Here is an 11,002-nt window from a genome sequence, read left to right as displayed (position 1 = left end):
TATACGGCGCCGCCGAAATCTGAGCCCGGAGACAAGATCATCCAGTCATGGGACACCGCGTCTAAGGAAGGCGCTCTAAACGACTGGTCTGTTGGAATTACCGCCCTGAAGCACAAGAATGATCTATACATTCTTGACGTTTCTCGGGCGAAGCTCTCCTTCCCAAAACTCAGAAGCAAAGTGATCGGTCTGGCTCGGCACCATAAGGCGCGAGTGCTTCTGATCGAGGATGCCGCCAGCGGCACCCATCTCCTCCAGCAGCTGCGGCACGATCAACCCCAGGGCGTGCCGCGCCCTATTCGTATCAAGCCCGACGGTGACAAGCTCACGCGCATGTCTGCGCAGTCGCATCAGATTGAAGCGGGTCAGCTATTGTTGCCGGTTGATGCTCCCTGGTTGGCAGCCTTTGAGCATGAGATTCTGGGATTCCCGGGTACGAAACATGATGATCAGGTCGATGCACTCGCGCAGCTGTTGGGTTGGAAGGGCAAACTGTCCGGACGGCGTTATTCGATAGCGGGGCCGAGATATTGTATTGATGGCGAATGGAGCGGAGGAGGCGTGTATTGAGCCGGGTGCGGGACTAGCGTTTCTGTGCCGATTCCGAATTCTGCGCCTGTTGGGTTCGGGGTTTTGGCGGTTTCTTTCCGAATGTCACCACTGAGCCGCCGCTAAATGGGGGAGGGGCTTGCCATTTCTTTACAGGCATGACGATCTCCTTGTCTGGTTCGCGATAGTGGTCGTCGATCGTGGACCAAGCCAGTCAATTTAAGTTGTCGGCGGGAAAGGGTTGCTGCTTCAGTCTTAACCGTCACTTTTTGGGCCGTGTTCTGCCCGTCAGATTTCAGGCGTAGATATCGGAAATGCAGACATTGGAGAGGACTGCCACCTCAGGCAGTCACCACGTCAACGCCAGGCGTTGCTCTCGGAAATCAGTCACTGGAATTTGGCCGATAACGAGAAACTGCTCGGAACATTTCACTCGCCGGTCAAACAGTGATAATGCTGCGGAACATAAATCGAACATGCGGCGGTGCGCTATGGCCAAGAACATAATGATATTCTCCGACGGCACGGGGCAGATCGGCGGTCTCAAACCCGACCAGCGTCTTTCCAATATCTACAAGATGTACCGGGCTATGCGCCCGGGTCCGGATTCACCGATCAGGCCTTCCGAACAGGTCGCATTTTATGATCCAGGCTTGGGCGTAGGAGAAGTCGGCGGGTTGACCTTCAAGCGGGTGAGAAAGGCACTGGAAGCCGCCGTGGGCACCGGTATCGACGACAATGTGGTCGATTGCTACGAAAAGATCATCTCTTACTATCAGCCGGGCGACAGGATATTCCTCTTCGGGTTTTCCCGAGGCGCCTATACTGTTCGGGCGGTGGCGAATGTCATGAACTTGTGTGGCGTGCCGACCGAAATGCCCGATGGCAGCCTGGTTCCGAGCGCGGGACCAAAGCTTCGCAAGATCGCCGAAGACGCAGTGAGATATGTCTACAATCACGGGGCTGGTTATCCGCGTGGCCATGAAACCTATGCAGCGCAACGCGAAGAAAAAGGTAAACGTTTTCGCGCCAAATATAAGAGCGCTCCAACTGGCGGCAAACCCGATGTTCAAGGAAATGTGCAGCCGGACTTTATCGGTGTGTTTGACACAGTCGCTGCACTCGGCAGTGGTAAAGTAACTTGGATGACGCGGATCAGTTTTTTAGCCCTGCTGACGTTACTGACAGCGGCCATCTGCTTTTCCTGGACACTCTGGGTCACCGCCCCGCTCGGCGGGTTGCTGGCATTGGCGGCCTATTGGTACGCCAAACTGTTCAAAATCCAATGGAAGTATTTCTCTCCTCATCCCGAGAAACCGTTAAGCTTCTCCGATCCCCGCGATTGGTACGCGATCTGGAAAAATGGCCACCGCGCGGTCTGGAATAAAAAATATTACGACCAATGGCTCGATAGCGACGTCGGCCATGCGCGCCACGCGCTCTCGATCAACGAAGATCGGGCGGATTTTCCGAGAGTGAAATGGGCAAGTCGAGAGGAGGTGGAGAAAAACAAGAACAAGGATCCGGTGTGGCTCAATCAGGTCTGGTTTGCAGGCTGTCACAGTGATGTAGGTGGCAGCTATCCGGAACCGGAATCACGGCTCAGCGACATTGCGCTCGACTGGATGATGAAGGAACTCGCGAAATGTTTTTCGGACGTACAGGTGCGCGAAGATATCCTGATTCGCTCACCTGATCCGCTGGGACTGCAACATTCGGAGAACTATCTGATCAATAAGGGAGTTTTCAAGTTGCGTTGGAAAAAGGGACCGCGCGAAGTCGAAAGCCTGTTCAGGTTTCATTCGTCGGTCGTTGAACGCCTCGAAGCCAGCGCCGTGCCGCAGAGCGGAGAGATGAAACCCTATCGCCCGACGCAATTGGCAAAGCATCCGCAGGCTGAAAAGTTTTACGCCAGCGCGGCAAATGGCCATGACAATACATGAATCGACTGCAATGGCTGGCACTTCAAATTACGCCAAGACTTTGCATTCCGCTGCCGATCTTTTCTGGGAACGCGGCGAATGAAGATATGGAAAGTCCAGTTCCGGGTGTACTAAATTCTAACGTACCGATCGGCGGCTATTGGGCTACGATACAGCTCAAGCGATCAACCGTTCAGATGCGAACGCTAAGGGCCACATGTCGGCTCCCCGACTTCGCTCATTCGTTCAGGTCGGCCAACGGCCGCCGTCAACTTGGCCGGCCGTCACCCGGACGGGCCGAGATCCAACAATGGGCTCGGTGACGACCGGCGCAGCCGGGCGAAAAATGGGACGCGGTCGCGCGGGGCTACCCGCGCGAAGTGCCATTACCAATTGCGAAAGACCAGTTCCGCCCCCGACTGCGTTTGGATGCCAATGGAGCGCTAATACTTTGTGGCAATCAAGCCGTGCGAAGCAGGAAGGGCGGCGGGCCAAGCGTTTTTACCGCATGAATGAGGATGAACACCTGATGCGTCTGCGTGAAGGATTCGGCGACGCAATCGTGCCGATCCCCATTGCGATCGACCAGCGCGGTCTGGCGCTTGCCCGATGACTTGCGCCCCGCCACCGGGATGAAGCGCCCGAGTTCATCGTCGGGCGTGTAAACGGCGGACCAGGGGTGCTCGCCGAACGCGGCAAGAAAGCTGTTCGACGCGATGACCCGGCGAAGCGTGCATCGAAATCCGTCGCCTTCGATCAATTCGGGCGGGTTCAGCACGAGGACAACGCAGCATTTGTCGTGCTTGGAGACATATTGTCGGATCGACGAATAAAGCGACGCATCGAATTTCTTGGCCAGCTTGATCGGAGTCCAGATGCTGAACTTCTCGTCAGCGGCCATGTGATGGAACGCGTCGTTCTGAAACAGGACCTCGGATGCGAACACATTCGCTTCGCGGTCGAACAGGTCGGCAGATTGCGGATCGAGGGCCTGGTCGCAATCCTCAACCAGCTTGTACATCGCGCGCTGCCACGGAAGAAAGCCGTGGCCGGCTTCGTGGAGGGTAACGAAGCGCTTCTTCACCGGCATCAGCAGCTGATCGAGAAAGATCAGCCCGGCCGCGGCATCGAACAGCCCTATGACCTTGGACAGAGCACGCTTGATGGCGTCGCCCGCATTGTGGCGCATTTTTGCAAGAAAGCCCTCGTTGAGCACATCCTCTTTAACCTCTTCGACTTTCGCGACGGCAAGGATGTCGTGGATCGGCGTGGGAAGCACGCCGAGCGCGCCTGCTTCTCGCAGCGCGCGCTCCGCCTCCTTGCGGATTTTCGCCAACTGCACCGGTGTCAGGCTGCAGTCGTCAGGCCGCCGGGTCATTTGTTGCGGTGCCAGCGGACATAAGCGAGATGGTCCAGCAAGGCCTGCTCCTCGTCCTGAGTAAGGTTATCGATCGCGAAGGTCGCGGCTCGTCCGTGTTTGGCGCCCTCGGGACGGTCCTTCGAGGGAGCAATATATCCCGCGCGTTCCATCAGAGTCTCATACGGCACCCCGAGCGCGGTCGACAAAGCGTACAGAATATGGGGCGAAGGCTTGTTGATCTTGCCAGTTTCCAACTGGCTCAAATAGGCATTGCTTACTTCTTTCCCGGTCGCCTCTTCGACGTTCCGGAGCGACAGATCGAGGCCGAGCCGAACACTTTTGAGATATCGGCCCAGTGCGTCCGTGCTCCTCGCATCGGCAGTTTTCTCATCGCTCATCTGGTCTCCTTGCTTGAGTGCGCCGAACTCGCAATCCGACGCATGACTCCTAGTTCGGATCGCTAATAACGTCAAGCGCCGCTAAGTTAGTGCTTGACAAATTTAGCATGCGTAGCGATATTAGCGGAACCGGCAAGGGCGCCGGCACACAATGGAGTTGTTCGAATGTCCCAGATTGCAGAAGCCACGCTCCGCCGTGGCAAAGACCGTTACAGCATCGAAGTCGCCGATGCGTCGCTGACCTACCGTACCGTCCAGATCGACGACCTCACGCTTACCGGCTTGCAGATGGCGCGCGCGGCAGGCTTCAAGCCCCCCGACGATGCCGTGGTGCTGCAGGTCGCCGCCGACGGGTCGCTCGACCTCGTCGAACCGGACAATCCGGTCGATCTGCGGCACCAGGACGGCCGCTTCGTAATCGTCGATTCCGATCGGCTCTATTTCTTCAAGCTGAGCGGCGACCGGTTCGAATGGCCCTGCCGGGTGGTGACCGGCGGGCTGATCCGCAAGCTGGGCGCAGTGCCTCCGAACCTAGCGATCTATCTCGAACAGGTCGATCGACCCGACCGCCGCATCGACGATCATGATCTCGTCGATCTCGACGCTGAGGGCACCGAATCCTTCATCGCCCACAAGGCGGTGTGGAAGCTAAATGTCCACGGCGTCGTGATCGACGTCGCCGCGTCGACCATCACGGTGCGCGACGCGATGGAGCAGGCCGGCTTCGACACGACCAAGCCGTGGCACATGTTCTTCAAGGTGGTGGGTCAGCCCAAGCAGCCGGTCGAGCTCGACACCGTGCTCGATCTTGATACGCCGGGCATCGAAAAGCTCCGGCTGACTCCGAAGAATGTCGACAATGGTGAGGCGCCGCCGGCGCCTCACCGCGAATTCGCGCTGCTTGATGTCGATACGGTTTATCTTGATCGACTAGGGCTGAGGTGGGAGACGATCGTCGAGGCGGACCGCCGGTGGCTGCTGATTCATGGCTACCGGGTGCCTGCCGGCTACACCAAGACCCAGGTGCGCCTCGCACTGGAGATCCCGCCCGCCTATCCTGGTGCGGCGATCTACGGCTTCTATGCTTATCCGCCGCTCGCGCTCGCGTCGGGGCGCGAGATTCCAAGCACGCAGCTGCGCGGAACGCTGCTCGGCGTCGAGTTTCACGGCTGGTCGCGCTATCGCGGGCCGTCGGCACCCTGGGACGCGGCCACCGACAATGTCGTGACGCAGCTCGGGCTCGTCGAAGCCGCGTTGGTCAAGGAGGTTGGCGAATGACCCCGGGCACGACGCTCTCGCTCGCCGGCGTGCAGCACTGCATGCTCCACGACCATCTCTTTCCCGGCGACGGCCGCGAGGCGGCCGCCATCCTGCTGTGCGCAACCACCCCGGGACCGCGCTTCAAGCTCGTCGTGCAAGACGTCCTCCTAGTGCCGCATGCCGAATGCGCGCGGCGCGAGCGGGACGCGATCACTTGGCCCGGCGCCTATCTCGAGGAGGCGATCGATCGCGGCGAGAGCGAAGCGCTCACAATCGTCCTGCTCCATTCCCATCCCGGCGGCCTGTTCGCCTTTTCGGAGATCGACGACGCCAGTGACCGCGTCACAATCCCGTCCCTGTTCCAGGCCTATGGCGAACAGCATGGATCGGCGATCATGACGCCGGACGGCGCGGTGCGGGCACGGCTCTACGCCTCCGACCTCGTGGCCGCGCCGGTCGATCTGGTCACTTGCGCGGGCGACGATATTGCGTTCTGGTGGGGCGACGCGGCCTTCTGCGCGGCGCCGTTTGTCGGGCCGGTGGCGTTCACCGGCACCATGACCGCCGAGCTTGACCGACTGCACGCCGTCGTGATCGGCGTGTCGGGGACCGGATCGATCCAGGCCGAGCAGGCCGCGCGGCTCGGTTTCGGCCGGGTGACGCTCATCGATTTCGACCGGGTCGAACACAAGAACTTGAACCGCATCCTCAACACGGCGACCGGGGACGCACAGGCCGCGCGCCTCAAGGTCGACGCCTTCGCCGATGCGATTGCCGCCTATCGCGGGCCGGGCGTGGCGCTCCCCTGCGCCGAGTCGATCAACAGCCGCGATGCGGTGCTGGCCGCCGCGCAGGGCGACGTGCTGTTCTGCTGCGTCGACAGCCTCGAGGCGCGCCATATCGCCGATCTGATCGCCGCGGCATTCCTTCTGCCGCTGTTCGACGTTGGGGTGGTCATTCCGGTACGCAAGATCCTTAACGGGCTCGCGATCGCCGATGCGGTGGGTCGGATCGACTATGTCCAGCCCGGCGGCGCCACGCTAGGCGACCGGCAGGTCTATTCGCCCGAGAGTTTGCGCGCCGAATATCTGCGCCGTGCGGCGCCTGCCGCGCATACCCAGGAGCTGGATGCCGGCTATATCAAGGGCGCCGTCGAGGAGGCGCCGGCCGTGATCACGCTCAACATGCGCGCTGCATCGGCATGCATGACCGAGTTCATAGCCCGCGCCTATCCGTTTCGGCTGGAGCCAAATCGTGGCTATGCCCGCACGATGTTCAGCCTGGCCGCCTGCGACGAGGATCATTTCCGCGAGGACAGCTTCGCCAGGGCGCGCAATCCCGTGTTCGCCCGCGGCGCGCGCGAGCCGCTGCTCGGCCTGCCCGCCCTTGCCAAGCCGAATACCGGGGGCACGAGATGAATCTACACCGCTGGTGGCGCAACAGCAAGGAGCGCTGGCGCCCATGGCGGCGGCTTCGGGTGGCCGATGGCGATACGCTGCCGGCCAGGCTGCCGAGCCGCGATCTCGTCGTCGCCCGCGACGATGGTGAGGACTGGAGTGTCGGCATGCGTTGCCCGTGCGGATGCGGTGATACGATCGAGCTCATGCTGGTCGCCGAGGCCGAGCCTCGTTGGTCGCTGACATTCGACCGGCGCGGCCGTCCCAACCTGTCTCCCTCGGTGTGGCGGCGCGCCGGCTGCCGGTCGCATTTCTGGGTTCGCGGCGGCCGCGTCGACTGGTGCGGCTAAGGTGTCGCGCGACCGGCGTATCATCCTGGCGCGTGCTGAACCCCAAGGCAACTTCACTCAGACAAGGTGTATCCTCGCCGGCTCGTCGCCGGCTTCCGAAGATCGGCCCGTCAACTGAAACAGGATACCGTCGAGCTCGCTGGTCGGTACATGAATCTCTGCGGCGATATGGTCGCGCGTGATCCGCTCGCGCCACAGCGCCGTGAAGATCTGCGGCCACAGCGCTGAGGATTCCCCCGGCAATCCCTCTGGCTCGCGGCGGCGATAGCCGCGGCTCGACATTTCGATGTTCAAGCTGCGGTTCTGCCAGTCGCTGACCACCCCGAGCTTGTGAAGCCGATAGGCGAGCGCTGCGACCGATACGCCCCAGCGCTTCTTCGCCGGGATGAGGCTGTCGAGGCCCGAGATATAGCGGATCCGGCTGGTTACGTCGTCCGCAGGCATCAGCAGTGCGGATGCGAACCGGTCGGCCTCGCTCTCCGCCTGGCGGCTGTCCTGGGGCGCGCCATGCTTGTGCATGACGAGATGCCCCAGTTCGTGCGCCGCGTCGAAGCGGCTGCGCTCGGCAGACTTGAACGTGTTGAGGAACACGAACGGCTGCTCGTCGCGCCAGCAGGAGAATGCATCGACATTGGCAGTGTCCTCGCAAAGCGAAAAGACCCTGACGCCCTTGGACTCGAGCAGCTTGATCATATTCGAGATCGGCAGCTGGCCAAGCCCCCACTGCGCGCGCACGATCTGCGCGGCAGACTCAGGGGTCGCATCACCGCGCACGTTCGGCACCTCGCTTTCCGGCAGGTTGAACCGCTCGGCGACCCAGTCGTGGAAAAGATAGGCGATCACGCCTGCGGACAGTGCGGCATCGCGCTCCTTTGCCGTCATCGATGACAGGCTGCGAAAGCTCGCCGCTTCGGCGGGCAGCTCGTCGACGTCTTCGGCATAGAAGAATGCCTTCGGGAACGACAGCGCCTGCGCCAGCGCCTCGACGGTTTCGATCTCCGGTTCGTTCGCACCATTTTCCAGGCGCGAGATCGTGATGGGCGACACGCCCACCGCACCGGCCAGCGCACGCGCGGTCAGCTTGCGCCGCTTGCGGCCAAGAATCAGTCGTTGAGGATTGAACACTGCGGCCATCAACCCTTTCGGGAGACGTTCACCTCATACTCGGCCGGCGGCTCATCGTCGTCCGCCAGCGGATCGGGACCGTCCCACTCGCCCTTCTGCACGAGCAGGATGCGCTCGTGAAATCCATCGAACTGCTCGTCGTTGATCGCGATCGGGCACGACAGCTCCGCGCATACATCGTCGCGATCAGCATGGACGAACAATATCCAGGTCGTCGCCGTCAGTTCGGCGACTTCCTTTTCCTTCCGTTCCTCGTCCTCGGCAAAAAGCTCAAATTGCCCAAGCTCGACCGCACGCGCTGAGCCGGCGCCTTTCCGGGATGTCGCGATGGGGTCATAGAGCGGATCACCCGCGCGATCGGCGTTCTGGAAGACGATCTTAATGCCGGTCTTCGGGTTATAGACCGATTCGATATTGTCGCGCCGGCAGATCTCCCAACCGAGCGGCAGGAAGACGCGGCGCAGATGCGCGGTGCCTTCGATCCAAGACTGGAGACCCCCTGCGCTCAAGGGATGATAGGACGTGGCATTCCGCCTACCGCCAACCGCAGCGCGGATAACGTCGAGGAGCGGCGGCTTGGTGGCGCCCAACTGCTCCAGCCGGGGCATAACCTCGGAATCTTCAGCGACAACGGTCATCAAATTCCCTCATGTTAAGTTTCGATGCCTCATATGCGGCTAAATATCTTAACATGCAAGCGCGAATCGAAGGCGCAAAGCAAATGGGGCACCGGTTGCCCGGTGCCCCTTAGAAATCGTCGGTCGGTACCCGATCTCCAGCTACTTGCCCTTACGACTTGGCCGCTGGTGGCGCTGCCCGATCCTACACTTCCTTATGAGAAGTGCCTCATATTTAAGGACCGCAAGGTGTACGTGCGGTCCGTGTAGGGTTCGATATAGGCTTCGAGCCCTAAAAGTCAATGAATCAGCTCAAGCGGCTCAGTAGTGTCATCGCACTGATGCCAGCCGCCCCGGCGGCAAGCAGCGCGGCTTGCGCCGCGACCAGACTAGTCCCCGATCCGACAATGTCGTCGATGAGTAGCACATGGCGACCGGCGCAAGCGGGCGCAAGGGCGTTCGCCGCGATCGGCGTGAAATAGGGCCGGACCCGGAGCGGCACCGACTTCATCTCGATGGTCTCGTAGCCGGGTGTCTCCTGCATCCTCGCCAGCTGCGAGGTATAGAAACCGCGATCCCGAGACTTGACCTGGTCCGGTGCAGGCGCCTGCGCCAGAACCTGCGCGACTGTCGCCTTGTCGAGGCATTCGACGATCGGACAAGGACCGCCGGACCGGGCGGCACGCTTGGCGACAATGCTCGCGACAGGCGAGCGTGAGGGGAGCGGCACGACGATATCGAACGCCAGAGTCGCCAGCGCAGGGGGCAGTATCTGTTGACCGGCCATCAGCAACTGCCGGACATCGGCGAGTGCGATCGTGTAGCCGAATTTGTCCTTGAGCGCGTAGATCAGCGGGTTGCCGTCGTCGTCGTCATGTTTCGCACGGCGCCGGCGAAAGATGCTGACGACCTCCAGCGAGCCGTAACGGGCCGTTGGAAAAGGCCGGGTCGGATCGGTCGCGACACGATGCTCATGCGTCGGATTATAGGTGACGACCTTCGCCGTATTGACATCAATTCCCATCGCGGCTGTCTACAACGCCGTGACCGACAAAGGCCATAGCGGCCATCCGATGATGAATGGCCAATACCGATTGAAGCTGACAGGCGATTGCTCTCAGCAGCGATCGGCCAAAGCTCCCTGCCTTGCCACCTGAACGAATGGCTATTTACAGTTGATCGACGCTTAAAAGCGGGCGGGCAGCTTTCCACCAATCTTGTCCGACGCCCTGACCTGAACGAATGTCTGCTTTCAGGCCTTGCGGCTGGCTACGTGAACGACCGGGCTTAGGGCGCAAAGCCGACATTCTAACTGGACTACTTGCGTGGGGTGAGCATTGCTGTTTGGCATATGGTTGCCGCTTGGCCCGGGGAGGTCGGCGGCTTGGGTCAGTGCAAGGCCGGATGGTCCGGCTTGCGCCGGAGACTTAACATGAAGACATCAACCAAACCCACCAGCAAAACCAAGGCCGCAACCGTTGCACGCATGCTGCGCCGTAAGAACGGCGCGACGCTCGCCGAGATAGGGAAGGCGACCGGCTGGAAGCCGCATAGCTGCCGGGCCTTCCTGAGCGGCATCCGCAAGACTGGTGCGACACTGACCAAGGAAGTGCGCCCCGACGGCAAGACCGCCTATCGGATCACAGTCGAGGCGGAACAATGCCCCGCCTGAACATCGCCGACCTAGCTGCAATGTCGCCCGCCGCGCTGCGAGCAGCATGGCGCGAACAGTATCGCAAGCCCGCGCCAGACATTGGTCCCGATCTGCTGCGACGCGGCATCGCATGGCGGATACAGGCGCGCGTGCATGGCGAATTACCGAGATCAACGGTTCGAGCGATTGAGACGGCGCAGCGGCGACTGGAAAGGACTGGCTCGGTGTCCTCGCCCCGAGACCTCGCGATCAAGCCTGGGACGCGGCTCGTCCGAGAATGGCAGAGCAAGACCTATCATGTTCTCGTTCTCGATGATGGGTTCGAACATGACGGTAGGCACTACACGAGCCTCAGCCAGATCGCCCGGGC

The 11,002-nt window shown here is 61.0% G+C and carries 12 protein-coding genes; 7 read left to right on the top strand and 5 right to left on the bottom strand.

Features of this window, described 5'->3' with window-relative positions; genetic code table 11:
• Both terL and DFR46_RS14550 read left to right on the top strand, forming a co-directional pair.
• The coding region (terL, locus tag DFR46_RS14555; protein ID WP_162843502.1) for a phage terminase large subunit at positions 1 to 570 on the top strand (570 nt) is incomplete at its 5' end.
• Positions 571 to 1,040: 470 nt separating this feature from the next.
• Positions 1,041 to 2,492, top strand: a complete 1,452-nt coding sequence (locus DFR46_RS14550; protein ID WP_116237430.1) for a phospholipase effector Tle1 domain-containing protein — start codon at positions 1,041 to 1,043, stop codon at positions 2,490 to 2,492.
• A gap of 439 nt (positions 2,493 to 2,931) precedes the next feature.
• Here the strand turns inward: DFR46_RS14550 and DFR46_RS14545 are convergent, their stop codons facing one another.
• A complete protein-coding gene (locus tag DFR46_RS14545) occupies positions 2,932 to 3,849 on the bottom strand; it encodes an ImmA/IrrE family metallo-endopeptidase (protein WP_116237428.1) in 918 nt (305 codons plus the stop codon).
• A complete protein-coding gene (locus tag DFR46_RS14540; RefSeq protein WP_116237427.1) occupies positions 3,846 to 4,229 on the bottom strand; it encodes a helix-turn-helix domain-containing protein in 384 nt (127 codons plus the stop codon). Before DFR46_RS14540 ends, DFR46_RS14545 begins: the two co-directional genes overlap by 4 nt.
• Positions 4,230 to 4,394: 165 nt before the next feature.
• Between DFR46_RS14540 and DFR46_RS14535 the strand changes: the two genes are divergently transcribed.
• From DFR46_RS14535 to DFR46_RS14525, 3 genes are read left to right on the top strand one after another with little or no spacing between them, the layout of a single operon-like run.
• Positions 4,395 to 5,507, top strand: a complete 1,113-nt coding sequence (locus tag DFR46_RS14535; protein WP_116237426.1) for a multiubiquitin domain-containing protein — start codon at positions 4,395 to 4,397, stop codon at positions 5,505 to 5,507.
• Positions 5,504 to 6,907, top strand: a complete 1,404-nt coding sequence (locus DFR46_RS14530; RefSeq protein ID WP_116237425.1) for a ThiF family adenylyltransferase — start codon at positions 5,504 to 5,506, stop codon at positions 6,905 to 6,907. Before DFR46_RS14535 ends, DFR46_RS14530 begins: the two co-directional genes overlap by 4 nt.
• Positions 6,904 to 7,236, top strand: a complete 333-nt coding sequence (locus tag DFR46_RS14525) for a ubiquitination-like system serine protease family protein (RefSeq protein ID WP_116237424.1) — start codon at positions 6,904 to 6,906, stop codon at positions 7,234 to 7,236. Before DFR46_RS14530 ends, DFR46_RS14525 begins: the two co-directional genes overlap by 4 nt.
• Before the next feature lie 57 nt (positions 7,237 to 7,293).
• Here the strand turns inward: DFR46_RS14525 and DFR46_RS14520 are convergent, their stop codons facing one another.
• The 3 genes from DFR46_RS14520 to DFR46_RS14510 form a co-directional block, all read right to left on the bottom strand.
• Positions 7,294 to 8,370, bottom strand: coding sequence for a helix-turn-helix domain-containing protein (locus tag DFR46_RS14520; RefSeq protein WP_245953912.1), 1,077 nt, complete (start codon positions 8,368 to 8,370; stop codon positions 7,294 to 7,296).
• Positions 8,370 to 9,002 carry a hypothetical protein gene (locus DFR46_RS14515; RefSeq protein WP_162843501.1) on the bottom strand — a complete coding sequence of 211 codons (633 nt, stop codon included), beginning with the start codon at positions 9,000 to 9,002 and terminating at the stop codon, positions 8,370 to 8,372. The genes DFR46_RS14520 and DFR46_RS14515 overlap by 1 nt, the downstream gene beginning before the upstream one ends.
• A gap of 283 nt (positions 9,003 to 9,285) precedes the next feature.
• Positions 9,286 to 10,002 carry a phosphoribosyltransferase family protein gene (locus tag DFR46_RS14510; protein ID WP_116237422.1) on the bottom strand — a complete coding sequence of 239 codons (717 nt, stop codon included), beginning with the start codon at positions 10,000 to 10,002 and terminating at the stop codon, positions 9,286 to 9,288.
• 408 nt (positions 10,003 to 10,410) lie between these two features.
• On the opposite strand from DFR46_RS14510, the gene DFR46_RS14505 reads away from it, so the two are divergent.
• Together DFR46_RS14505 and DFR46_RS14500 are read left to right on the top strand one after the other, a co-directional pair.
• Positions 10,411 to 10,650, top strand: a complete 240-nt coding sequence (locus DFR46_RS14505; RefSeq protein WP_162843500.1) for a DUF3489 domain-containing protein — start codon at positions 10,411 to 10,413, stop codon at positions 10,648 to 10,650.
• Positions 10,638 to 11,002, top strand: a 365-nt coding sequence (locus DFR46_RS14500; protein WP_147297707.1) for a DUF2924 domain-containing protein, incomplete at its 3' end; no start/stop codon positions are given. The genes DFR46_RS14505 and DFR46_RS14500, both read left to right, overlap by 13 nt.

It is taken from the genome of Parasphingopyxis lamellibrachiae, assembly GCF_003385775.1.
GTDB classification, from domain to species: Bacteria; Pseudomonadota; Alphaproteobacteria; order Sphingomonadales; family Sphingomonadaceae; genus Parasphingopyxis; species Parasphingopyxis lamellibrachiae.
The sequence above is the reverse complement of the archived record's forward strand: the minus strand, read 5'-3'. Positions and strand labels throughout refer to the sequence as shown.